Here is a 25,597-nt window from a genome sequence, read left to right on the forward strand (position 1 = left end):
CAAGCTTGTTTTTGTTGCTTGTGTCGGCGGCCTATATGGCTTTAGCCGAGACGGCCATTCTGACAGTTACCCTTGTACAGGCGAGAAGGATGGAAGAGGAAGGACGCCGGGGAGCGGTCGCCCTGGGAAAGATACTTAAGAAACGCAGCGATTATCTGACTACGATCCTTCTCTTAACGCTGGTAACAAATCTCACCGCGACCAGTATAGCCAGTACGCTCGCTTACCGTTCTTTCAAAAGCACGGGCGTCGCTTTGGCGACGGCGGTAATGACCATAATAATCTTCATCTATTGCGAGGTGGCGCCGAAGACTTACGCCGTCCGTTACGCCGATAAGATGGCCGCGCGCGTCGCCGGTTCGGTCGTCTTCCTGGGCACCGTTTTCGGCCCGGTTGTGCATCTGCTGGCTCGTATCGCCATTTTATCGATGCGCCTGGTCGGTATACGGGTTAGCGCACCAGGACCGTATATGACGGAAGAAGAACTTTTGACGGCTGTTGAAATCAGCGAGGAAGAAGGCGTTATCAAGGAAGAGGAGAAACGCCTTATCCATCACATTTTCGAGTTCGGAGACACCATTGTCCGAGAGGTCATGATGCCAAGGCCGGATATGATTTGCATAGACGAGAACGTTTCCATGGACAAAGCGATCGATACGGTTGTCAAGGCGGGGCACTCTCGTTTTCCCGTCTTCAAGGATAATGTCGATAACATAGTCGGCATCCTTTACGCCAGAGACCTTTTAGCCATGGTGGCCAAGAAAACGACCGGCGGCGCGGTTAAGGACGTAATGCGGCCGGCCATTTTCGTGCCGGAGACGAAGCGGGTCGCCGACCTGCTTAGGGAGATACAGAAAGAGCGGGTGCACCTGGCGGTCGTTATCGACGAATACGGAAGCACGGCCGGCTTGGTGACGATGGAGGACCTGCTGGAGGAGATCGTAGGTGAGATATACGACGAGTACGACGCGGCTATAGCGGAAATCGAGACACTGGCTGAAGGCCGGCTGCGGGTTGACGGCCGGGCGCCGGTCGACGACGTAAGCGATTATTTTCAGGTTAAACTTGATTATCCGGAAGTGGACACTATCGGAGGTTTGATGCTAGAAATATTCGGGCGTGTGCCCTCGCGGGGCGAAAACATCGAATCTGACGGCCTGGAGTTCAAAATAGAAAAGGTAGCCGGGAAGCGGGTAAGGACTGTTCTGATTACCAGGGCGGAAGAAACCGATGAAGATATGAAAGGCGAGCGTTAAGTGGAGATAAAAGCGCCGAAAGGCACAAAAGACATTTTACCGGCGGAGTCGCGGAAATGGGACAGGTTTTTCGCCGACGTCGAGATGGTTTTTAAGAACTACGGTTACGGGCGGATCGAAACGCCCGTATTTGAGTCCGAAGGGCTATTCGCCCGGGCGATCGGGGAAAGTACGGACATCGTCAAAAAAGAGATGTACGTTTTTGAGGACAAAGGCGGACGCCGACTGGCGCTTCGTCCGGAAGAAACAGCCGGCGTCGTCCGGGCTTTTATCGAACACAAAATGTACACGGGGAACGGTCTGGAAAAGATTTACTACAAAGGCCAGATGTTCCGTTACGAGCGGCCGCAAGGCGGGCGGCAGCGGCAATTCTGGCAGATAGGCGTGGAGGCGTTGGGAAGCTCTGACCCGGCGCTTGACGCCGAGGTTATAGACATGGCCGTGACTTGCCTTGACGCGACCGGCTTGGGCGGATTAGAGCTGAAAATAAACAGCGTCGGCTGCCCGATTTGCCGCCCCGCTTACACAAAGGCCCTCAAGACGTTCTTGAACGAGAACCAAGAGGAGCTATGCGCCACCTGCCGGGAAAGAACCTCGACTAATCCGTTAAGGGTTTTTGACTGCAAGAACGAGCAGTGCAGAGCGGCGATAAAAAACGCGCCACTGGTAATCGATCATCTGTGCGAAGACTGCGCGGACAATTTTAATAAAGTTAAAGCTTACCTTGATACTATGTCCGTGGATTATACAGCTGACCCCCATCTGGTCAGGGGCCTTGACTACTATACAAAAACAACCTTCGAGATAACGGCGCCGGGATTAGGAGCCCAAAACGCGGTGGCGGCCGGCGGACGTTACGATAACCTAGTAAAATCTTACGGCGGCCCCGATACGCCCGGTTTAGGATTTGCCATCGGGATTGAACGGGCTTTACTAGCGTTGGGAGACGAGGCGGCCGAGGCGGATGAAGCGCTGGACGCTTATATTATCACGCTGGATGAGGAATCGAAACAAGCGGGCCTGGCTTTGGCCAAGACGGCCCGGGCGTCGGGACTCGCGGTGGAGATGGATTTCACGGGGAAGAATATGAAGAAGCAGATGGCCAACGCGGATAAGTCGGGAGCGAGATACGCTGTAATTATCGGGAGCGACGAACTGTTGACAGGCTCGCTGACCATCCGGGACATGGCCTCAGGCGAACAGAGGGGCGTCGACGCGGAAGCGATGATCGACGTCCTGTCGGGACATATCTAAAGGCAAGGAGAAAAGGTGTCGCATAAGTACAAAGACATTGGCTGCGGAGAGATTAAGAGGGAAGACATAGGAAAGACGGTGACCTTGTCCGGCTGGATAGACACCAGACGTGATCACGGCGGCCTCATATTCATGGATTTAAGGGACCGGAGCGGAGTTGTCCAACTGGTCTTCAACCCTGAACGAGACGCGGCGGTGCACGCGACCGGGGAGTTGCTGCGCGGCGAGTACGTAGTGACGGCGAAGGGAGAGGTCTCGCCGCGTCCTGAGGAAAACGTGAACCCGAAGTTGCCGACGGGAGAGATCGAGCTAATCGTCGACGAGCTTACAATATTAAGTAAAGCCAAGACGCCGCCGTTTGAAATAGAGGACGGGATTAACGTCGACGAATCCATCAGGCTTAAGTATCGTTATCTGGATATCCGGCGTCCCGAGGTCGCCGGCGCCTTGCTGCTAAGAAGCCGGGTCGTGAAGACGATACACAAGTATCTTGATGACAGGGGTTTTATCGAAGTGGAAACCCCGTATCTGACCAAAAGCACGCCGGAGGGCGCGCGCGATTTTCTGGTGCCCAGCCGGTTAAGCCCCGGTCATTTCTTCGCGTTGCCGCAATCGCCGCAGCTTTTTAAACAGATTTTGATGGTCGCCGGCATGGAGCGCTATTACCAGCTGGCCAGATGTTTCAGAGACGAAGATCTCAGGGCCGACCGGCAGCCTGAGCACACCCAGATAGACCTGGAAATGTCCTTTGTTACCAGGGACGATGTTATGGACGTGGCCGAGGGCATGATCAGAGAGATATTCCGCCAAGACATCGGCGTAGACATACCCGACCCGCTGCCGAGGATGACTTACCGAGAGGCGCTGGAAAATTACGGCACGGACAGGCCGGAGCTAAGGTTCGGATTGACGATCAAGGATCTTACTGGGGTTTTCGCGAGATCAGAATTCAAGGTGTTCAGCGGGGCGATTGCCGCGGGCGGCAGGATAAAGGGACTTGTCGCGCCGGGAGCGGCCGGATATTCCCGTAAGGACATGGACGAGCTGACGGAGTTCGTTAAGATCTACGGCGCGAAGGGCCTGGCTTGGGCGGGAGTCGGCGAGGACGGCGTTTTGACGGGGCCGATAGCTAAGTTCATCACGGATAACGAAGCGGACGCCGCGAAAGGCGCCCTGGGGGCAAGCCCTAACGATATGATCCTGATGGTCGCGGACAAAGAAGACACCGCCTTGAACGCGATCGGCAACCTGCGTCTCGAAATCGGCAAAAGGCTCGATTTGATAAAGGAAAGTGACTTCAGACTAACATGGGTCGTTGATTTCCCGCTGGTTCAATGGGACGAAGAAGAAGACCGGCCGAAGGCTGTCCACCATCCTTTCACCATGCCGACCGTCGATTCCATGGGGCTGCTTGAGGACGACCCGCTGAGCGCCAACGCAGATGCCTATGACCTGGTTATCAATGGTGTGGAGGTTGGCGGCGGAAGCCTTCGTATCCACGACGCGGACCTGCAGCGGCGGATGTTTAGGCTGTTGAAAATGTCCGATGAAGAAGCCAGGGATAAATTCGGATTTTTGCTGGAGGCGTTCGAGTACGGGGCGCCGCCGCACGGCGGTTTGGCTTTCGGCCTGGACCGCCTGGTTATGCTTCTGGCCGGCCAGTCTTCGATCAGAGACGTAATCGCTTTCCCCAAAACACAAACCGGGACCTGTCTGATGACGGGGGCGCCGGACACCGTACAAGACGAGCAGTTGCGCGATCTGGACATCAAGCTGCGATAAGTCAAAGGGGGCAACATGGAACAAGTTGTATCGGATGAAAGGGTGCCTAAGATGCCTTTGCTGACCTGGTGGTTGATTCTTATCGACGGGATATTCGTCACAAATCTGGGCATCTTGCTGCTGGTGTCTCCACAATCTACGTTAACGCTTCTAATTATTTTCCTTGGCGCATATTGGTTCGTGACAGGTATTTTTCAGTTTGCCGGGGCTTTTATGCACATAGAACACCGCGTCGCGAACATATTTATGGGTCTCTTGGGTTTAGCCGCCGGCGCAATCCTCTTAGTAAATCCCTTGATGGGCGACGTTATTATTCCCGGCATGATCGTCATAATCCTGGGAGCGGAGGGCATTTTGATGGGCGCGGCGGCGATGTTCCAGGCTTTCAAAGGCGCCGGCGCCGGCCGCTTTATTTTCGGCCTGTTCAGTATGGCCATCGGATTGATACTGCTTCTTAACCAACCGTTCGCCATAGGCGTTACGGCCTTACCGTTCGCGATTGGCTTATTCGCCCTCTTCATTGGGCCGGCCGTAATCGTAGCGTCTTTCAGGGTTCGCAAAATTCAGCAAGCATCCTAGGGCTGCCGACTAAGGAGACTACGATGGCGGAGAAGAAATCGGTAAAGAAAAAGTCAAGCGCAAATAAGAAATCAACCCCCACGGCCGCGGTTACCCCGCCGCGGGCGGAAGCGTCGGCCGCAACCTCGGCAACGGAGAGACACGGCTTCAGACGGTTCTTAGCCGGGACCTGCGTAGCAATCGCCTGCGTCATAATCATTTTAAGTATCTACGCGGTCTTCCTGCAGCAAACAATACTCGACACCGAGCGATATACGGCGAACATGCGCGAGATAATCAAGGAACCGGCGGTTAAGAAAGCGGTCAGCGAATACGCCACCGACGAACTTTTCACGGCGCTCAAGGTTCAGAAAAGAATCAGCGACGTCCTGCCGGAAAAAATCAGGATCGTCGCCGTTCCCGCTACGACCTGGCTGAAAGGCTTTACCGAGCAGCAAATCGAGGCTCTGATGGAGACCAAACAGTTCCAGGACGTCTGGGTAAGCGTAAACGAAACCGCCCATGAGAATATAGTGGCGGTCATCAGAGGCGAGACCAGGCAAGTGAAGATGACTTCCGACGGAACTGTTTACATAGATTTTATGCCTATCGTTAAGGATCTGGCGCTCAAGCTGACCGAGGACACAAGATTACACAGTCTGGTCAGTAAGATTCCGGAGGGGGCCGTCGGACCGGCCTTAAAAACAGCCTTGTCAACCGCTGGGGTCGAACTGCCGGATGATTTCGGCCAGTTGAAAATCATGCAGGCCAAACAGCTGGTCAGGGCACGACAGATTGTCGCGGCGTTGGACGCCGCGGCGACATGGCTGCCGGTCGCGTCGCTTTTATTCGTCGGCCTGGCCATGGGAATATCGGTCGGGCGGCGGCGGACGGCGATGCAGCTTGGCGCGGGCGTTACGGCTGCCGCGGTCATCGGTACTTTGCTTTCCCAGATTGCCGTCGAGCAGGCCTTGCTGTCGATAGCCGACGACACGGTCCGGAATATGATGACCACGATCGTTGAAATCGAGTTACGAGGACTACCTGAGTTGTTCTTGTACGCCGGTATAGCCGGAGCGGTCATTTGGGCGGTCGCGTTCCTGGCGGGCAAGAGGATTTGGATTGAGAAAATGGACGCCTGGTGGAGGTCGAGGATCGGCTACGCGACGCCGGAAGATTTAGCCAAACACCCGCTTATTCGCTGGATCAACTTAAACGTCAACATATTAAGGCTGGTTCTAGTTTTCACGGCGGTAATCGTCCTTCTGCTGATTAAAGGCTGGTGGGGCGTTGCCGCCTTCGGCATGATTCTGGCGGTCGGTGAAGCGAAACTGCGTTACCTGACGGGATGGTACTGGTTCAGCAAACCTGACGCCCGGGCTTGATGGCGGTCCGCCTTTGCACTAACATTACAGGTAGGCATTAAAATTCTGCCTTGTTCGTGATTTGCGAAGCGTATATTTGAGCCAACACTCAAATACAGGGAGCCGAGTAAGGGGGCACCCACCTGCGTGCGCACAGGGTTCAATTGCGCGGCGGACACGGCAAGGCGGAACCCTGCTAAATAGGAAATAATATATAAGAAACAAGAAACCCGCTTATGCGAGCCAAAGAAACAATTAATAAAAAACCTGAACAGGCCGATAACCTTAAACATGAAATAATAAACATGGTAAGAACCGTCATCCTGGGCGAGCGGCATTTGCGAGCGCAGCCTGCCTGCCGGCAGGCAGGGAACTGAGACGAGGCTATGCATTCGGTCCTAGTCGTGTTTGGTGGAACAGAAACAGTAAGCAATAAACCTTAGGAAGGGAGATTAAGCTGAAGAGTCGGAGGCTACTAGCGGCAATATCTTTAATCGCCCTGACGGCATTGTTAGCGGCCGGATGCGGCGGCGGAGAAGAGACCACCACCACAACCACTAACACGCCCGCCACGTCAACAACAACGCCGACGACGACCACCGGCGGCACCGGCAACTTAAGAAAAGTGCCAACGCCGTCCACTCTCGAGGTCAAGCCGGTCGAAAAATTCAACGACAAATTCCCGGACGAGTTCGCCGTAAACATTGTATTTACGCCGAACACGGACACCCCGCAGTTCTTTACCGACGCGCTAAAGAAAAAGATGCCGATGGTAGTGGAATTCTATGGTCAGGTAGATTCGATAAGCTCAAGCATGACGCAAGGTATCTCGGAGTTGCAGTCGAAGTACAGCGGTAAGGTTTTGTTTATCCTGCTTGACGCGGACAATCCGCAATCATACGGCTCTCTGTCGGCCCAGCTGCCGGTTCAGTATATTCCTCAAATATTTGTCTTCAACAAAAACTCGACGATAATTCGGAGCTATACCGGTTACGTTGATAAAACTCGCTTAGACCAGGCTCTTTATGACGCCGTCAACCGCGGATACTGATCGGCCGCTCTCACTTCGCATGCGGCCCAGGCGGCTTGAAGACTTCGCCGGGCAGGAAGAAATTGTCGGGCAGGGCACCGTCTTACGTCAGGCAATCCAAGAAGACACCTTAAGTTCCGCCATTTTTTGGGGTCCCCCGGGCTGCGGCAAAACCACGCTGGCTGAGATAATCGCCGAAATGACGTCGGCGGAATTCGTGAAAATCAGCGCGGTTACGGCGACCGTCGGCGACGTGAGAAAGGTTATCGCGGCGGCCAGGGAGAGGCAAAAAGCATACGGCCGCCGTACGATCATGCTTCTAGACGAGGTCCACCGTTTCAACAAGGCTCAGCAGGACACCCTGTTACCGGCCGTTGAGGACGGCACGCTCATCCTTATCGGCACAACGACAGAAAACCCCTATTTCGAAGTAAACTCGGCCCTGATATCCAGATCGCGAGTATTCCAGTTAAACGGGCTAAGAGACGGAGACCTTTCAGCCATCCTTAAAAGAGCGCTCAAGGACAATGAGAACGGCCTGGGGCGGGAGAAAGTCGTTTTGGACAAAGGGGCCGAGGAACACTTGATTAAAACAGCGGCCGGCGACGCAAGATCTCTTTTAAACGGGTTGGAGACGGCCGCGCTGGCGGCTCGTCCCGACGCGAAGGGGCGGAGACTGATTACCCTGGAAATCGCCGAAGACGCAATGCAGCGACGCGCCCTTTTGTACGACATGAAGGGCGAAGCTCATTACGATGTAGCCAGCGCGTTTATTAAAAGTATGCGAGGAAGCGACCCGCAAGCGGCTGTATATTGGCTGGCTGTTATGATTTACGGCGGCGAGGACCCGAAGTTTATCGCGCGCCGGATGATCATTTTCGCCAGCGAGGACGTGGGCAACGCCGACCCGATGGCGCTGGTCGTGGCGACGGCCACCGCTCAGGCCATGCAGAACGTAGGCTTGCCCGAGGCCCGGATAAATCTGTCGCAGGCGGCCATATATCTGGCGACCGCGCCAAAAAGCAACGCCTCCTACGCGGCCATAGACGCGGCCTTAAAGGATGTGGCCCAGGGACCTTTATCGCCGCCGCCCAAACACATCAGGAATGCGCCTCACCCGGGGATGAAAGAACAAGGATACGGCGTGGGGTATAAATATCCCCACAATTATCCCGGCCACGTCGTCGAGCAGGAATACCTGCCGCCGGAGCTGAAGGGACGGGAATACTACAAGCCGAGTGATTCCGGAGCGGAAGCCCTTATCAAGAAGCGAATGACTGACAACAAGTATGATAAAATCAAAGCACCGGACAAAGGATCCGGCGGTAAACCTTAAAGAGGAGGCGAGCGGGACGTGATCTATGTGCAACTGGCAGGCGCGGTGGCGTTGCTGGCGTTGGCTGTCTTGATTTCCGCTTTTGTTCCGGCGGCTTACCGTTTGAAGAATACCGTCGATTCCCTGGACGACATCCTCGGGAAGCTAAAAACAACAGTTGACGAGGTTAATGCTGAATTGGCTAAGGTAAACGAAACAACGGAATCCGTCCAGAAGGCCGTGTCCAGGATAGACAAAATCGCCAGCCTGCTTCAGGAAACAGTCTCTTCGCCGCTAATAAAGGTGGCCGGTTACGGGGCTGGTCTTGGCGGCGTCATTAAATCGTGGCGCGGCGGCTCGCGGAAGGGCAAATAAGCAAAGGTGGCAGACTTGAAGAACCGGAAGTTCTTTACGGAACGAACGGTCGAGCGATTCAAGGATACCGCCTTGGTAAGCTGGGCCCTGATCGGATTGATCGGCGTCGGCTACTTGGTCTGGAAAGGCATCGCCGAAATCAGCTTCATCCTTCGTCCATTCTTCTTCGCTTTGGTTATCGCGTTCATTCTCAAACCGTTTCTGGAATTCCTGGAAAAGCGCGGCCTGAATCGCACCATAGCTTTGGCCTTGACGTACATATGTTTCTTTACCGTTTTGGGAGTTATCGTGGGATTCCTGATTCCGATAATCAGCAACGAGGTCAGTGACTTGGTAAAGGCTTTTCCCAAGTACGCGCGGGATATGAGCGACACCTTTGCGTATTACCAGATGAGGCTGGCAGCTTTCCGGCTGCCGGCGCCCGCGGCGAGCGCCCTTGATTCCGCCTTGACCAACGCGCAGACCTCTACCTATGACGTTTTGAGAAAAGCCCCCAGCTATACCATGAGCTTCCTGTCGCTTATAATGGACTTTTTTTTATCGCCTTTGATTGCTTTTTTCATTCTTAAGGACAGAGCTTCGATAAGCCGCGGATTCTTCAGAATCGTACCGTCGGCGTGGCGTCCGGAGGCGATGTATCTTACTTTTCGGATAAACATCGTCATTCAGGGCGTTTTCCGGGTAATGCTGCTTCTGGCGTTGCTGGTTAGCGTGCTGGCGTCAATCGGGCTTTTCATAACTGGTATCCCGTACGCTCTGCTGCTCGGATTTGTTTGCGGCATCTTTCAGGTTATCCCTTATATTGGCCCCGTTGTCGGCGTCGTGCCGGCGGTCATCGTTGCCTTCGTTGTTAAAGGCGGTTGGTTCGCCTTAGGCATAGGCATTTATTTCGCGGTGCTGACCCAGGTGGCCAGCCTGATTCTGACGCCGATCATGATGAAGGACCGCGTGGGGGTGCCGCCGATACTGGTTATCTTTATTCTGCTGCTGTTCGGCGCCCTCTTCGGTTTCTGGGGCGTCCTGCTGGCCGTACCGGCGGCCGCGATCATCAATGAGATCGCGATTTTCGCGCTGATGAAGGACTTCGAGCGCGAAGCGGCGATCAAAGCCGAAGGTATACCGGTCGACTGATATGAAAAGCGCCGAAATCAGGTCCAAGTTTCTGGAGTATTTCGCTCGCCTTGACCACACAATCTTGCCCGGCTCCTCGCTGGTGCCTGATGAACCGTCGCTATTGCTTACGACGGCCGGTATGGTTCAGTTCATCCCGTATCTCCGGGGAGACAAAAAACCCGAGCATGCCCGTATGGCAACCGTCCAGCGATGTCTTCGCACGACTGACATAGACCATATCGGCCATACGGCCAGACACCTCACGTTTTTCGAGATGTTGGGAAATTTCAGCGTCGGCGATTACTACAAAAAGGAAGCCATCCCCTGGGCCTGGGAGTTTGTCACCAAAGAGCTCAAAATCGATTCCGCGAATTTATGGGTCAGCATATTCCTGGATGACGACGAGGCTTTTGACGTTTGGCATAAGGACGTCGGCTTGCCGGATGAGAGGATAGTCAGGCTGGGTGAGGACGAGAATTTTTGGAGCATGGGTCCGACGGGACCCTGCGGCCCGTGCTCGGAGATACATTATGATTTCGGCCCGGACAAGGCTTGCGGACCTGATTGCGCGGTCGGTTGCGACTGCGATCGGTTCTTGGAGATTTGGAACCTCGTGTTTATGCAGTACGACAGGGACGAAGACGGAGAACTTAAACCACTGCCAAAGAAAAACATCGACACTGGTATGGGTCTGGAGCGCGTGGCCAGCATCCTTCAGGGCGTCGACAACAATTTTGAATCGGACCTTCTAAAAGCCTTGATCGATAAGATGAGCGAGATCAGCGGCGTGGCATACAAGAGCGGCGAGCGCCAGGACGTTAGTCTGAAAATAGTCGCCGACCATAGCCGGGCCGTCGCGTTTATAATCAACGACGGCGTCTTGCCTAGCAACGAAGGCCGCGGTTACGTGTTGCGGCGGCTTCTGCGGAGAGCGGTCAGACACGGCCGCCTTTTGGGTGTGGAGCGGCCGTTTATGAAGGAAATGGCCGGCGCGGTGATCGATCTTATGGGCGGCGATTACAAGGACATCGCCAAGAACAGGCATTCGATCGAGGATATTGTCAAGAGTGAAGAGGTCAGGTTCCTGGATACCCTAAAAGCCGGCCTGTCCGTTTTGGACGGGTATCTTGATGACGCGGCAGCGGCGGGCGCTGATATGCTGGAAGCAGACAAAACGTTTAAACTCTACGATACTTACGGCTTCCCGTTCGAACTGACTAAAGAGATTGCCGCCGAGCAGGGCATCGGGGTAGACGAGACCGGATTCGCGGGGTTGATGGACAAACAAAAGGAAACGGCGCGCCAGGCGGTGGGCGAAACCAAAGGTAAAGCCGGGGAAGAGGCGCTGGTTGCGCTGGCGGAGGAGTGCGGCCAGACGGAGTTCACCGGCTATGGCAACGCGAGCGCCGAAGCGAAAATAAAGGCTATCTTCCGCGAAGGCAAAGAAGTCAAAACGGCCAAAGCGGAAGAAAAGGTGGAAATCATTTTAGATAGAACGCCGTTCTACGCCGAGATGGGCGGACAAATCGGGGATACGGGTTCGATAAAAACTAAGACCGGCCGGGTGGAAGTGTCCAGCGCTTTTCCGAACAGCGGTTTAACCGTTCATGTAGGAAAGGTGGCGGAAGGGTCGATCAAAGAGGCCCAGGAGGCCGAGGCCGCTATCGATATGGACCGCCGCCAGGCTGTCAGAAGGAACCATACCGCGACGCACATATTGCACTGGGCCCTCCGGATGACGTTGGGCGATCACGTCAGACAAGGCGGCAGTTACGTCGACAACAAGAGGCTGCGGTTCGATTTCACCCACGGTAAAGCCTTGACAAAACAGGAGCTAGACCAGGTCGAAAGGCTGATAAACAAAAAGGTCATCGAGGACAGCCCGGTTAGGGCTTATGCGACGACTTATAAATATGCCACCGAAAGCGGCGCTCTGGCGTTTTTTGGCGAGAAGTACGGTAAGCATGTCCGAGTCTTGGAGGTCGGTGACTATTCCCGCGAGCTCTGCGGCGGCACTCACGTGGCCAGGTCGGGCGAGATCGGCTTGGTCAAGATCATCAGCGAATCTTCAATCGGCGCCAATTTGCGCCGGATCGAGGCTGTTACCGGGCTGAACACTCTCGAGCGGGCCAGGGAGTCGGAGGCGCTGCTGCTACAGTTTGAGAACGAGCTAAAGACGGGCCGGGCCGGGATTGCCGGGCGCCTAAGCCACCTTATGCTGGCGCTGAAGGCCAGTGAGAAAGAGGTGCACCGGTTGAAGTCCAAGTTGGGCAGCGCCGATACGGCCGGTTTATGGGCCGGGGCGGAATCTGTTAACGGCGTGAAACTTGTTTTTACGATTGTCAAGGATAAGAAGCCGGACGAGTTGCGGGTTATCGCGGACGATATCAGAGGCAGAGGCGAACCGGCCGTGGTCGGTCTGGCCTCGGAGTCGGACGGCAACGTAGGCCTGATAATAGCGATGACCAAAGACCTGACCGCCAAAGGCTTGGACGCGGGCAAGATCATCCGCGAGGTCGCGCCGAGAATTGGCGGCGGCGGCGGCGGCCGGCCCGACCTAGCGCAGGCCGGGGGAAGCGAGGCCGGCGGCATGGTCGCGGCTATCGACGCGGCCAGACAAAAGGTTATCCAGAAGCTTTCATGAGATTTCTTGGACTAGACATAGGCGGGCGCCGCATAGGCGTGGCCGTTTCCGATCCAGGCGGCATAACCGCTCAACCCTTGACCGTAATCATCAGGGAGACCGACGATCAGGCGGTGGCCGACATAGTCAAGTTGGCCGTCGAGTATGAAGCGGAGGAAATAGTCTACGGCGTTCCTATGGAAGCGGACGGCGACTACGGGAAACAGGCGGAACTAACGCAAGACTTCGCCTATAAATTAAAGGCTGCCGGGTTAAACGTGAAAGGCCATGACGAAAGGTTCAGCACAGCTGAGGCGGAGAGAGTACTGATAGACCAGGACGTGTCGAGGATGAAAAGACGTGAAGTCGTCGATAAGATAGCGGCCTCGATTATTCTGCAAGGTTACTTAGACAGGCGGAATGGCTAGAAGAGAGATATCAAACAAACGCAACGGATACGGCAAGACGCTGACATCGCTCGCGGCGGTGGCGGTGTTGCTTATCGTGGTCGTCGGCCTGGTATTCTTATGGCCTCAACCGCATCAGAAAGTAACGGTGACGATAAAACCGGGTTCTTCCAGCGGTGAGATCGCGTCGGTTATGGCCGGTCAGGGCGTTGTCAGGAACGCGTTCTTGTTTAAGTTATTCATCGGCCGGCAAAACGCCCAGAACAAATTGCAGGCCGGCGATTACGCGCTGGAAACCGGCATGTCGTTCGCCGAGGCTTTGGCAGCCCTGCTAAAAGGTCCGGCGGTTAGACTTTATAAGGTGACGACGCCGGAAGGCCTGACCATCGAGCAGACAGCCGAGACTGTAGCCGCTAATTCTCCGATCAAGAAGGACGATTTATTGGCGGCCAACGATAAATCGAAATACAAGTTCGATTTTCTGGACGATGTGCCGGAAAACGATTTGGAAGGGTATTTGTTCCCGAAAACCTACACCGTCAGGCAGACGACGACTGCAGAAGATCTGATAAGGACGATGCTCAAACAGTTCGAAGAGGAGACGGCGATCTTGGATATGAGCTTGGCCGAGAAGAGGGGCATGAAGCTCTTTCAAATTGTCACCATCGCCTCCATCATTGAAAAGGAAGTTAAGATACCGGAGGAAAGACCGCTGGTAGCGGCGGTTATATATAACAGGCTGGACAAAGATATGTACCTGCAAATCTGCGCGACGGTAGAATACGCTCTGCCGGAACACAAGGAGTCCCTGTCATATCAAGACCTGGAATACGATTCTCCGTACAATACCTACAAGTATCCGGGCCTGCCGCCCGGACCCATCTGCTCGCCAGGTATGGCCTCGATGGAAGCGGCCTTGAAGCCGGCTCCGGTCGATTACCTTTATTATGTCCTCACCGGCGAGAACGGCAGTCACACCTTCACCAATAACTACGAAGAATTCGCCAAGATAAAAGAAGAAAAAGGACTTTGATAAGCGGTGAGCTTGCTGAGGCCCAACCACAGGTTCCGCGAAGCGACTGAGATTACGCCCGAATTCCTGACCGCCAACGATATCACCGGCCTTCTTGTAGACATCGACAACACGATCGTTCCTTGGCGAGGTGAAAATCCGTCGACTGAGATCCAGGGCTGGATAAAGAGACTGAAACAAGCCGGCGTCGTCCTCACGCTATTAAGTAACGCCGGTGGACGGAGAGCAGCGCGCATGTCGGAGATACTAGACGTGCCGGTCGTCGCTCCGGCCAAGAAGCCTTTCAGGTCCGGTTACAGGCGCGGGCTGGAGATCTTGGGACTGTCTAAACAGCAAGTCGCGGCCGTTGGCGATCAGGTTTTCATGGACGTATTCGGCGGCAACCGGTCAGGAGTCAGGACGATTCTCGTGGAGCCGGTAAGCCGTCACGAGTTCTTCGGCACGAGACTTTTAAGGCAGGCGGAGAAAATCGTAAGAAAACCCCTTTAAGGTAAAATCAATTTAGACTTAAAGTTTCCTCGCAGTTGCCGATAATATGCATAGGGTAAAATGCAAGCGTGCGCTTACTTACACGGCGTAGTCTTTGGGCGAAAGACAGGCGGACCGCGCTGCATAAGGAGGAACAGACTAAAGTGATTACCGGAACGACAAAAATAGTCGGTATTATCGGCGACCCGGTTGCCGGGTCGTTGTCTCCGCAAATGCACAACGCCGCTTTCTCCCACGACGGATTGGACTGGGTCTACGCCGCCTGGAAGGTATCGCAAGATGATCTGGCTGACGCGATCGCGGCGGTTAGGGCTCTAGGCATAGCAGGTTTAAACGTGACGATGCCCCACAAAGGACCGGTCATCAAGTATTTGGACAGCGTTGACGATGAAGCCTTGGCGATCGGGTCTGTCAACACCATCGTTAATACTCACGGTAGGCTTAAGGGTTACACAACAGACGGAGAGGGTTTCCGTCTTTCATTAAAAGACGCCGGATATGACCCAACCGGAAAAAAAGCAATCATAATAGGCGCAGGCGGGGCGGCCAGGGCGGTCGCCCGAAAGCTGGCCGAGAGACGGGCCGCGGTGGTCGACGTCGCCTGCCGGAATCAGGAAAGCGGGCGGAAGCTCGCGGATATCGTAAAGTCGGGCGGCGCGGAATCCACTCAATATGACATCAATGAAGAAGCGGCGGCCCCGCTAAAGCGGGCCGATATGATCATAAACGCGACACCATTAGGCAAATACTCTTTAGACGACATAAAATTCCTGGCGGACGGGCTCAATCCCGAACAATTCGTGGCCGACTTGAGCACCGTTCCTCCGCTCAGCGCATTCCTCGTCGCCGCCCAAGAACGAGGCTGCACCGTCATGGGCGGTTTGGGCATGCTCGTCCGTCAGGGATCTTTATCTTATAAGCTGTGGACCGGCCTGGACGCGCCCTTGGACGTCATGCGCCGGGCGGTCGGTGAGGAAAAATGAGAGAAGGAAGGAAACAGCTCGGCGACCTGTTGGTCGAACGTGGCAAAATTACAGCCGAACAACTTGACGAGGCCTTGACCCGCCAGCGCGCCAATGGGGAACCGCTGGGGCAGATGCTGGTCGACTCCGGTTACATAACGGAAACGGACCTATTAAAGATGCTGGCCGAGCAGCTGGGGCTAGATTTTGTCGACCTTACCGAATATAAGATCGACCTGTCGGCGGTCGCTATGCTGCCGCATAACGTCGCTAAGAAGAACCTGGTCCTGCCGGTGGGTTTCGAGGAGAACAAGCTGGTCGTAGCAACGGCCGACCCTACCAACGTGTTTATCTTCGACGACTTGAGGATTATGACTGGATTTGAGATAAAACCGGTTGTCGCCTCCAAGGAAGACCTTATCGGAGCGACCGAGCGTTTTGCCCAGAGCGAAGACGTTCTTGAGGAAGCGTCCAAGGGAGAGGAGACTTTTTCCGAAGCGCAGACGGCGGCCAAGGAAGCGGAAGAAGCGGCCGAGGAAGCGCCGATCGTCAAGCTGGTTAACCTGATAATTAACCAGGCGGTCGAGGAACGGGCGTCGGATATTCATATAGAACCCCAGGAAGACGACATGAGGATCAGATATAGGGTGGACGGTGTTTTACACGAAGTCATGCGGAGTCCCAAGAAGATTCAAGCCGGTCTTATATCAAGACTGAAGATCATGGCCGACATGAATATTGCCGAACGCCGGGTACCGCAAGACGGCCGGATCGGTCTGGTCGTCGGCGACCGCGCGGTTGATTTCCGGGTGGCCAGCCTGCCCAGCGTCTACGGAGAACAGATGGTTTTACGTATCCTGGAGAAGGAAAGCATCATGCTGGACCTGGAGGATCTGGGATTCTTCCCGGAAACGCTCGAGGTATTTCGCAAGGCCGTCGGCAAACCTTACGGAACGGTGCTGGTCACCGGTCCAACCGGCTCGGGCAAATCAACGACTCTATACGCCACTTTAAACGTCCTCAACGTGCCGGAGAAAAATATTATGACTATCGAGGACCCCGTTGAGTACCGCCTGTCGGGCATTAGCCAGATGCAGGTCAACCTGAAGGCGGGGATGACCTTCGCGGCCGGCTTAAGAGCGGTCTTGCGCGGCGACCCGGATTGCCTGCTCGTCGGCGAGATCCGGGACAGAGAGACCGCGCTGATCGCCATAGAAAGCGCCTTAACCGGACATCTCGTTCTCTCGACGCTTCACACAAATGACGCTCCGTCAGCGGTGACCAGGCTAATTGAGATGGGCGTGGAACCGTTTCTGATAGCCTCGGCCTTGGATTGCGTGTTGGCCCAGCGGCTGGCCCGGCGTTTGTGTAAGTACTGCAAAGAAAAGCACGTTTTGACGGGCAAAGAGGTAAAGAACCTCGGTTTTCCCGCGGATGAAACTAAGAAATACGAGTTTTACAAACCGATCGGCTGTACCCGCTGCAACAACACCGGATATAAAGGCCGGATGGGCGTTCACGAGGTAATGTTAATGACGCCGACTGTCGGGGAGCTCGCCGTTAAGAAAGCGAGCTCGGATGAGCTTATGAGAAATGCTATCAAGGAAGGCATGAATACCCTGCGGCAAGACGGCTTCAACAAAGCTCTGGCTGGCATGACGTCGTTAGAAGAGGTTATTAGGGTGGTCGCTTAAATGAAGGAAAGCCGGAAACAATTGGGCGACTTGCTGGTCGCTCAAGGCGTAATCAAACAGGAGCAGTTGGACGAGGCCCTGAAGACGCAGAAGGAGAGCGGGGAGCCGCTCGGCCGCGTCTTGGTTAAGAGAGGGCTCGTCACCGAGGCCGACCTGTTAAGAATTCTGGCCAACCAGCTCGGTTTGGACTACGTTGACCTGAACGAATACAAGATCGATTTAAGCGCGGTGTCGCTGATTCCGGAAAGAATAGCCAAGAAAAATGTAGTCTTACCGATAGGATTCGAGGACGACAAGTTGATTGTGGCCGTAGCGAATCCGACGGACGTCTTTATTTTTGATGACCTAAGGATGATGACGGGATTCGAGGTCCGGCCGGTGGTCAGCACAAAAGAAGATATTCTGGCTTCAATCAGTCGGTACGCCAGGGCGGACCAGCTGGTCGGCGAGGGGCTTGACGAGTTAACTCGCGAGGTGGCCGGCGAAGCCGAGGAAGAGGAATCTATCGCCGCGGCGATAGACGAAGCGCCGATCGTGAAACTGGCCAACTTGATTATCAACCAGGCCATAAACGATAGAGCCTCGGATATTCATATCGAACCGCAGGAGAAGGACGTTCGCGTCCGTTACCGCATAGACGGCGTTTTACACGAGATCATGACGCCGCCGAAGAGAGTTCAAGCCGGGTTGATTTCCCGCATCAAAATCATGTCGGACCTTAACATCGCGGAAAATCGCGTGCCGCAAGACGGCCGCATCGGCCTGAACGTTGCCGGGCGGGCTGTCGACTTACGGGTGGCGACGCTGCCGACGGTTTACGGGGAAAAGATCGTCATGCGTATTCTGGAAAAGGAAAGCATCATGATCGACCTCAAAGACCTTGGTTTTTTACCTGACACCCTGGAGAGATACCAGAGATCGTTTAAGAAACCGTACGGAGCCATCCTTATAACAGGACCGACCGGTTCCGGCAAAACGACGTCGCTGTACGCGGCGCTGAACGTGCTTAACACGATAGAGAAGAAGATCATTACGGTCGAGGACCCCGTGGAATACAAACTACCAGGCGTCATCCAGGTTCAAATCAACGCCAGGGTCGGCCTGACGTTCGCGGCCGCCCTAAGGTCTATATTACGCAACGACCCCGATATTGTAATGATCGGTGAGATACGGGATAGGGAGACAGCCCTGATCTCCGTTGAAAGCGCGCTGACGGGCCACCTGGTTTTAGCCACCCTGCATACCAATGACGCGCCGCAAGCCTTGACCAGGCTGACCGAGATGGGTATAGAACCATTCTTGTCAGCCTCGGCCGTCGATTGCGTCGTCGCTCAGCGATTGGCAAGAAAGCTCTGCAAATCCTGCAAAGAAGCTTATACGCCGGACGAGGAATCACTAAAGGCGGCGGGCTTTCCGTTCGAAAAAGGAGAGAAGCTGACATTTTATAAGGCGGTCGGTTGCGGAAAATGTAAGGGGAGCGGATACAAAGGGCGATTGGGGATTTATGAAGTAATGCTGGTCAGTGAGACGATTGAAAAGCTGTCGGTGGAACGGGCTTCGTCCGACGAAATCGGGCGACAGGCTGTCATAGAAGGCATGAGCACGTTGAAAGACGACGGTTATGAGAAAGTCAGGCAGGGGACGACAAGCTTGGAAGAGGTTCTGAGGGTCGTCGCGTAAAAAGAAAACAAATTAGCGTTATCATATATAGCGACAGGAGGATTAATGCCGAAAATCGAAGAGTTGATGGAAACAGTCATGGCCAAGGACGCCTCCGACCTTCACCTCACGGCGGGTATCCCGCCAACCCTTCGGATCCATGGGAAGTTGGAACACATGGACAAACCCATCTTGGAACACGAAGACGTTATGGCTCTAGTCTACGAGATTCTCAACGACAGCCAGAGACGTCGTTTGGAGGCGGACCGCGAACTGGATTTGTCGTATGCTTACGAAGACAAGGCCCGATTCAGAATCAATGTTTACTGGCAGCGCGGCAACTTGGCCGCGGCGCTCCGTCTGATTCCGCCGGCGGTAAAGTCCCCGCGCGATCTGGGGTTGCCGCCGATCGTGGAGATGCTGGCCGCGAAACCTCGAGGTTTTATCTTGGTGACCGGGCCGACGGGCTGCGGCAAGTCGACCACGTTGGCGGCGATGATCAATATCATCAACCGGACCAGAAGCGAACACGTCCTGACCATTGAGGATCCGATCGAGTTTATGCACAAACACGATAAGAGCATGGTCAATCAGCGGGAGGTTGGCGCCGATACCCATTCATTTTCCAGCGCGTTACGCCATGTACTTAGGCAGGACCCGGACGTTATTCTGGTCGGCGAGATGCGCGACCTGGAGACGATCTCCATCGCGCTGACGGCCGCGGAAACCGGCCACTTGGTTTTCGCCACCTTGCACACGCAGGACGCGCCTCAAAGCATCGAGCGTGTTATCGATGTTTTCCCGTCTCAACAGCAGCACCAGATTCGGATTCAGCTGGCCAGCACGCTGCAGGCGATTCTGGCCCAGCAATTGATTCCGGCCAAAGGAGGCGGCGAGAGAAAAGTCGCCGTCGAGGTCATGATGGCCACGCCGGCTATCAGAAACATGATCAGGGACGATAAGACACATCAGATAATCTCGGCCATGCAGGCGGGTTACAGCACAGGCATGCAGACCATGGATCAGGCGCTGGCAGCCCTCGTTAAAACGAATCAGGTCACGTACGACGACGCTATGCAAAGGGCAATCGACCCTGACGTTTTCAAGAGACTGGTCGGGTAGGTGGGAATAAATGGCGACAACATTCGCGTATAAGGGTCGCGACGCATCCGGGAAAACGATTTCCGGAACGCTGGAGGGAGATAACGAGACTCAGGTGGCGGAGAGCCTTCGCCGGATGGGTTACTTGGTTAACTCCATAACTGCCGAAAAGGGCGGCCTGCAGATGCAAATCGGCGGGGGCTCCAAGCGGAGGAAAAGGGTTAAGAGCGGCGAGCTGGTCGTATTCACGCGACAGTTCGCGACGATGATCAACGCGGGTTTGCCGTTAGCCCGCTGTCTGGGGGTAATGTCGCAGCAGTCGCCTAATCCGGGAATGGCCGCGACCATCGAAGACGTGCTGCACGACGTCGAAGGCGGTTTGGCGCTGTCGAACGCCATGGCCAAGCACCCCAAGGTTTTCAACACGCTTTACGTAAGCATGGTCAAAGCGGGTGAAACCGGCGGTATATTGGACGAGGTCCTAACCAATGTCGCCGAGAACCTGGAGAAGAACGAAGAGATTAAAAGCAAGATAAAATCGGCCATGGCTTACCCGGTGTTGATGTTCATCATGTCGATCGTCCTGGTCATTGTCATGTTGGTGTTTATCGTACCGGTCTTTACGGGGATGTTCGCGCAGCTAGGCGGGGAGCTGCCGCTGCCGACGCAGATACTTGTTAACTTAAGCGCTCTAATCAGTTCAACCTGGTGGTTCGGCATCCCGTTGACCATCCTGGCGATTTACGGAATCAGGAAATCTTTAAGCATCCCGGCGGTCAGGTTCAAATGGGACACCGTTAAACTGAGGATTCCCATCGTCGGTCCGGTTGTCAAACAACAGTCGGTGTCGAGGTTCGCGAGAACACTGGGGACCTTATCCAGCGCCGGCGTACCGATCCTAGAGGCGCTGGACGTTGTGGAGAATACCGTCGGAAACGCTTTGATTTCATCAGAAGTGGCCAAGATAGCGCTGGGGGTAAAAGAGGGACAGACGATTGCCCAGCCCCTCGGTAAGATAAAGGTCTTTCCGCCTATGGTCGTGCAAATGGTCGCCGTTGGAGAAGAATCGGGCGCCATGGACACGATGCTTATCAAAGTGGCTGAGTTTTACGACAAGGAGGTTGCGACGACCATCGAAGGGCTATCGTCGATTCTCGAGCCGGTCATGCTTATCGGCGTAGGTTTGGTTATCGGCGGCATCCTGATATCTCTATACCTGCCGATGTTCAAACTGGCCAGTTTGATTAAATAAGAAAATTATCAAATAAACAAATAATTCTAAAGTCGACAGGCGCCGCGTCCGACAATCAATAGGAAAGAAAGATACAGGTTTATTAAGGCATATGGAGGGAGGTGACTCAAATGCTAACGAAAATCCGCAAGATGTCAAGGCGGGAAGAGGGCTTCACTCTGATCGAACTCATGGTCGTTATTCTTATCATAGGTATCCTCATGGCTATCGCCATCCCGTCTTTCATCGCTGTACGCAACAGAGGTTATGCGTCAACCGCGAAGGCGATCCGTTCAACAGCTGTCAAGACAATGGAGTTGTACGGAGTCGACAACAGCGGCGACTATTCTGGAGCGACGGCCCTCGCCTTAGGCGCGTTGGAGAAGAGCATTCCTTTCCTGAATGCGGCTCCCGCCGCCGGTGATTTCAAATCGGCCGGTATGTCCGGATTAGCCGCTGACGCGTACACCATCACGGTTAACGGCCGTGACGGAAACACTTACACGGCAGTCAAGGCTGCCGGCCTGGCTGTTGTCTATAACACGAACGGCGTACCTGAATAGACACAAGCCGGCGCAAGAACAGAACTTAAAAAAAGAGGCGGCGCGGAAAAAACCGCGCCGCCTCTTTAGCTAAGCGGCGAAGGCGGCAGGCAGGCACGTGGTGAACCGAACCAACGGCGTGAACGAATAGAGCGGAAATATGCTTATAGGCTTATTTCTGTAAAGCCGGATGCCGATAATAGACTAGGTGAACACGATGAACCGTTTGAACAGCATACGCAATAATGAATCGGGTTTTACGTTAACCGAGATCATGGCCGCCTCGGCCATCATTACAATAGGCATTCTAGGTATTATGATCGTGTTCAACTCCACCTTAAACACGCAAACAAACACAAAGGTCAGAACCCTGGCGACGAATATCGCGACCGAGAAAGTGGAAGCCGCCAGGACGATCGCGTACGATACGCTGACGCAAGAATACCTGGCGGCCAATCTCGGAACGACCGCCACAAAAGGCGGCGTAACGTTTACTATTACATATACTGTGGCGTTTGTTGACGATCCTTCGGACGGCACTGGCACAGGCGATTTAAATCCTAACGATTTTAAAAATGTGCAGATTACCGTGGCTTGGACGAACCCTCAGCCTTCGTCCTCGGTCGTTATAGATACATTGATTAATAAGAACCCGGTCGCGCCGGCTAGCGCCAGCACCGACACGACCGCGCCGGTTTGGCCTAACGCGGGTGTAGGCGTTCTGTCCGGGCGCGCGGAACAGACAACGCCAGGGCTGGGTATGTATATCCAATGGTCGCCAAACTGGGCCACGGACGCCAACGGCGTCGTCGGCTATCTAATATACCGCCAGCCGCCGGACGACACGAGCTACATGCTTATCGCTACGGTTGCACCGAGCGTGGGTTGGTTCCTGGACAATTATTATACGGCGGGTGGCTCGTACAATTTTTATGTCAAGGCCTTCGACGGCGCGGGCAATTTGAGCGGACCGTGTAATATTGTGACGATTGTCGGTCCGGCGGATACGATTGCGCCCAGTATCCCCCTCAATGTAACCGGACAGGCTACCAGCCCGACGACGGGGACATTAAGCTGGTCGTTGGCAACGGACAACTCGGGCGTGGTCGATCACTACAACATATACAGAACGCATTCAGGCAATCCTTTCGGGAACACGCCTTATACGTCGAAAAGTTCCCCGCCGTTTAACGATACCGGACTTAGCACAGGCATTACTTACCAGTATTATATTGCGGCCGTCGATCCGACCGGCAATGAGGGCGGCAAGTCCACAACCGTATCAATAACTCCCTAGCGGGGAGGGTCCAATGACATTCGGCAACAAGCACATCGGGAAAGCATATCGAGGAAAAGGACAAGCCGGTTACACGCTTCCGGAAGTGCTGGTTTCCGCGATCATCGGCGTGCTTCTCCTAACGGCCGTGTTCGGGATATTGCAGTCGGTGATGAGCAGTTATTACGTGCAAAACGCACAAGCCGAGGCGCAAGCCGAGGCGCAGTTCACGATGATGAGACTTGTCAAGGAAATCAGGCAAGCGGAGAAGCCGCTATTGGCTATATCCATAAATCCGGGCAGCGTTGAAACGCTGGCTTTTAAAGCGGATTTAAACAATGACGGAACGTCTGAAGCGATCCTTTACTCATATAACGGATACTTGCATAAGATTGTCAAACAAGTAAATACAACCGGAGTATATGATTTTACCGCTTCGCCGCAAGAGACGATAGCCTCGAATATCCGGAACAATTACAGCCAAACGCTCTTTACTTTTTATGGAACCAGCCTGACAACGCCGCTTGATCCGACTAATCCGAGCGCCGATATTATTAATAAAACAAAACTAATAAAGATCAGAGTGGTAATCGACAAGGATGTGGCAAAACCGCCGGCGCCTATAGACTTGACGTCGGAAATCAAGCTACGCAATTTTGGCTACTAGACTGGTGGTTTAAGATGACACGCAAGAGAATTTTCAGTTTTGACGAGAAAGGTTCGGCCTTAATAGCGGCCATAGGCGTCATGATGGTACTGGACCTTTTCGCGGTCGCGGTGCTGGCCATTTCGGCAAGCCAAATGACGTTGGCTACAACCGAAAGAAAGACAAACCAGGCATTCAATGTCGCCGAAGCGGGCTTTAACAATGCACTCTGGAAGATCGACAATATCGCCAACTATGCTCCGGCTGAAAGCGCGCCTGATTACGGCTCCGTGTCAGGCGGCGATTATAAAATCGTCGTTACCGATGTCACAGGTACGACGAACCAGAAGAGGGTGGAAGTCACCGGCTACGTTCCGAATAGGTATCACTCCAATCCCGGAAGGCGAAAGATAGTGGCCATGGTTGAGGTGGCACCGAAGGTCTTAAGCTATGGCATGTACGCATTTTCCTGGATCGACATCCAGGGGGCGACCGCCAGAACATATCTGGCGCCGCTGGATTATCGCGCCTCCGACGCCAAAGGCGGAGACATGGGCTCCAACTTTGATATCTTTTTCAACGACGCGGCCATAAGGTTGAATGAAAGAGGAACCCAGCAGGGCGAGCAAAATACTTATGACGCGCTTTTCGGCGTTCCGGCGGTGCCGATGGGAGATCTTATAACGGCGGGACCGACGGCCGAGGTCCACGCGGTAAATACGGTGGTAAATACGATCCAGGAGCTAAACGCCAAGTGCCAGTACGTCAAGATGGCCAGCATAAAACACATGAACCAGCCGATCACCTTCCCGACTTTGAATTTCGAGGGCGCCGGCGGCTACAGAGAAATGGCCCAGAACAACTTTACGAACGGTACAAAATATTGGGCGACCGAGCATTCCGGGTATTTCACCAAAGCGGATTTTACCGCCTTGTTCTCCGGCCGGAACAACGTCGAGCTGACGGGTATGATTTTTATCGACGGCGAAGTTGACCTTCCCAACAACAAGAACCTGACCATTACCAACGGCGGGCTGGTCATCAAGGACGATCCCAATGACCCCAGTCAGGCGCTGTCGCTCGCCAATCGAGCGTCGCTTATAGTCAGACACTCGTCCGAAGCGAGCAAGGTCTTTCCCGGCTTGATCGTCTTCACGACCGTGGGGAGCACGGCGTCCGTCGTTGATAGGGGAACGATGGAGATTGAAGGACTAGTATACTCAGAGAGAACTTATAGCGAATCCAACTCGACAGTGCGCATTAAAGGAGCCCTGCTGGCCAGCGGTACTTCTGCGGCGGCCAGTATAGTTAACATGAATGCCAGCATTATCATCCAGTATGACCCGAACGTCACGAACATGTTAGGCTTAAAAACATTCGGCGACGTATTCGTAAAAAAGGTGACGAGCTGGCGCGAGGTTACGCCATAGCGGCAACGCACCGTCCATTCCAATACACGGCCCAACCTCCTATAACAGTCCGCTATAATGATATAATTCTTTAGGCGTCAACAAATGGGAGGTAAGCATGGCAGATTGTATCTTTTGCCTGATTGCAGGCGGTGAAATACCAGCCGATATTATTTTTAAAGGGGTAAACGTTATCGCTTTCAGAGACATCCAGCCGATGGCCCCGACGCATGTTGTTATCATTCCAAAAAAACACATCAACCCAATGGAGGATCTGTCCGAGTCGGATATAGCAGTTATCCCGGAAATCTATATGGCGGCGCGAGCGATAGCTGCCGGAGAGGGGATAGCGGAGAGCGGTTACCGTTTGCTTACCAACCACGGGCCGGACGCGGGCCAGGAAGTCGAACACCTTCATTTCCATCTTCTGGGCGGCCGCCGGCTGGGCGGTATTTGTTAACATGGATAAGGGATAGCT

At 54.3% G+C, this 25,597-nt stretch carries 23 protein-coding genes and 1 other RNA gene; all 24 read left to right on the top strand.

What is annotated here, in order from left to right; genetic code table 11:
* Positions 1-14 precede the first annotated feature (14 nt).
* Positions 15-1,256, top strand: coding sequence for a hemolysin family protein (locus WC891_06640; protein MFA5867618.1), 1,242 nt, complete (start codon positions 15-17; stop codon positions 1,254-1,256).
* Positions 1,257-2,510, top strand: coding sequence for a histidine--tRNA ligase (hisS, locus tag WC891_06645; protein MFA5867619.1), 1,254 nt, complete (start codon positions 1,257-1,259; stop codon positions 2,508-2,510). It abuts the gene before it with no gap.
* Positions 2,511-2,525: 15 nt separating this feature from the next.
* Positions 2,526-4,292, top strand: a complete 1,767-nt coding sequence (gene aspS, locus WC891_06650; protein ID MFA5867620.1) for an aspartate--tRNA ligase — start codon at positions 2,526-2,528, stop codon at positions 4,290-4,292.
* A gap of 15 nt (positions 4,293-4,307) precedes the next feature.
* On the top strand, positions 4,308-4,871 hold the full coding sequence (locus WC891_06655; GenBank protein ID MFA5867621.1) for a DUF308 domain-containing protein: 564 nt from the start codon (positions 4,308-4,310) through the stop codon (positions 4,869-4,871).
* A 23-nt stretch (positions 4,872-4,894) separates the two neighbouring features.
* Positions 4,895-6,235 carry a hypothetical protein gene (locus WC891_06660; protein ID MFA5867622.1) on the top strand — a complete coding sequence of 447 codons (1,341 nt, stop codon included), beginning with the start codon at positions 4,895-4,897 and terminating at the stop codon, positions 6,233-6,235.
* 39 nt (positions 6,236-6,274) lie between these two features.
* Positions 6,275-6,410, top strand: a non-coding RNA gene (gene ssrS / locus WC891_06665) — 6S RNA.
* Positions 6,411-6,722: 312 nt separating this feature from the next.
* The gene (locus WC891_06670) at positions 6,723-7,265 is read left to right on the top strand and encodes a thioredoxin domain-containing protein (GenBank protein ID MFA5867623.1); all 543 of its coding nucleotides are present in this window, start codon (positions 6,723-6,725) and stop codon (positions 7,263-7,265) included.
* Positions 7,240-8,580, top strand: coding sequence for a replication-associated recombination protein A (locus tag WC891_06675; protein MFA5867624.1), 1,341 nt, complete (start codon positions 7,240-7,242; stop codon positions 8,578-8,580). The genes WC891_06670 and WC891_06675 overlap by 26 nt, the downstream gene beginning before the upstream one ends.
* An 18-nt stretch (positions 8,581-8,598) precedes the next feature.
* The gene (locus WC891_06680; protein MFA5867625.1) at positions 8,599-8,934 is read left to right on the top strand and encodes a hypothetical protein; all 336 of its coding nucleotides are present in this window, start codon (positions 8,599-8,601) and stop codon (positions 8,932-8,934) included.
* A gap of 15 nt (positions 8,935-8,949) precedes the next feature.
* On the top strand, positions 8,950-10,065 hold the full coding sequence (locus WC891_06685; GenBank protein MFA5867626.1) for an AI-2E family transporter: 1,116 nt from the start codon (positions 8,950-8,952) through the stop codon (positions 10,063-10,065).
* Position 10,066: 1 nt separating this feature from the next.
* Positions 10,067-12,691 carry an alanine--tRNA ligase gene (gene alaS, locus WC891_06690; GenBank protein MFA5867627.1) on the top strand — a complete coding sequence of 875 codons (2,625 nt, stop codon included), beginning with the start codon at positions 10,067-10,069 and terminating at the stop codon, positions 12,689-12,691.
* Positions 12,688-13,098, top strand: a complete 411-nt coding sequence (gene ruvX / locus WC891_06695; protein ID MFA5867628.1) for a Holliday junction resolvase RuvX — start codon at positions 12,688-12,690, stop codon at positions 13,096-13,098. The genes alaS and ruvX overlap by 4 nt, the downstream gene beginning before the upstream one ends.
* Positions 13,091-14,110, top strand: a complete 1,020-nt coding sequence (gene mltG / locus WC891_06700) for an endolytic transglycosylase MltG (protein ID MFA5867629.1) — start codon at positions 13,091-13,093, stop codon at positions 14,108-14,110. Before ruvX ends, mltG begins: the two co-directional genes overlap by 8 nt.
* A 12-nt stretch (positions 14,111-14,122) precedes the next feature.
* Positions 14,123-14,599 (top strand): YqeG family HAD IIIA-type phosphatase, encoded by a 477-nt coding sequence (locus WC891_06705; protein ID MFA5867630.1) that lies wholly within the window; start codon positions 14,123-14,125, stop codon positions 14,597-14,599.
* A 68-nt stretch (positions 14,600-14,667) separates the two neighbouring features.
* Positions 14,668-15,582, top strand: a complete 915-nt coding sequence (locus WC891_06710) for a shikimate dehydrogenase (protein MFA5867631.1) — start codon at positions 14,668-14,670, stop codon at positions 15,580-15,582.
* A complete protein-coding gene (locus WC891_06715; protein ID MFA5867632.1) occupies positions 15,579-17,255 on the top strand; it encodes an ATPase, T2SS/T4P/T4SS family in 1,677 nt (558 codons plus the stop codon). The genes WC891_06710 and WC891_06715 overlap by 4 nt, the downstream gene beginning before the upstream one ends.
* A complete protein-coding gene (locus WC891_06720) occupies positions 17,256-18,935 on the top strand; it encodes an ATPase, T2SS/T4P/T4SS family (GenBank protein ID MFA5867633.1) in 1,680 nt (559 codons plus the stop codon).
* Positions 18,936-18,980: 45 nt separating this feature from the next.
* Complete coding sequence (locus WC891_06725; GenBank protein ID MFA5867634.1) at positions 18,981-20,036, top strand: type IV pilus twitching motility protein PilT; 1,056 nt, start codon at positions 18,981-18,983, stop codon at positions 20,034-20,036.
* Positions 20,037-20,046: 10 nt separating this feature from the next.
* Positions 20,047-21,267 carry a type II secretion system F family protein gene (locus WC891_06730; protein ID MFA5867635.1) on the top strand — a complete coding sequence of 407 codons (1,221 nt, stop codon included), beginning with the start codon at positions 20,047-20,049 and terminating at the stop codon, positions 21,265-21,267.
* Between the two features lie 110 nt (positions 21,268-21,377).
* Positions 21,378-21,809 (top strand): prepilin-type N-terminal cleavage/methylation domain-containing protein, encoded by a 432-nt coding sequence (locus WC891_06735; protein MFA5867636.1) that lies wholly within the window; start codon positions 21,378-21,380, stop codon positions 21,807-21,809.
* Between the two features lie 196 nt (positions 21,810-22,005).
* Positions 22,006-23,085, top strand: a complete 1,080-nt coding sequence (locus tag WC891_06740; GenBank protein MFA5867637.1) for a fibronectin type III domain-containing protein — start codon at positions 22,006-22,008, stop codon at positions 23,083-23,085.
* A 13-nt stretch (positions 23,086-23,098) separates the two neighbouring features.
* The gene (locus WC891_06745) at positions 23,099-23,731 is read left to right on the top strand and encodes a prepilin-type N-terminal cleavage/methylation domain-containing protein (GenBank protein ID MFA5867638.1); all 633 of its coding nucleotides are present in this window, start codon (positions 23,099-23,101) and stop codon (positions 23,729-23,731) included.
* Positions 23,732-23,745: 14 nt separating this feature from the next.
* Positions 23,746-25,140, top strand: coding sequence for a pilus assembly PilX N-terminal domain-containing protein (locus WC891_06750; GenBank protein MFA5867639.1), 1,395 nt, complete (start codon positions 23,746-23,748; stop codon positions 25,138-25,140).
* A 97-nt stretch (positions 25,141-25,237) separates the two neighbouring features.
* Positions 25,238-25,579 carry a histidine triad nucleotide-binding protein gene (locus WC891_06755; protein ID MFA5867640.1) on the top strand — a complete coding sequence of 114 codons (342 nt, stop codon included), beginning with the start codon at positions 25,238-25,240 and terminating at the stop codon, positions 25,577-25,579.
* The last annotated feature ends 18 nt before the right edge of the window (positions 25,580-25,597 follow it).

The sequence above is a fragment of the Actinomycetota bacterium genome (assembly GCA_041658625.1).
Taxonomy (GTDB): domain Bacteria; phylum Actinomycetota; class JAHEXW01; order JAHEXW01; family JAHEXW01; genus JBAZZW01.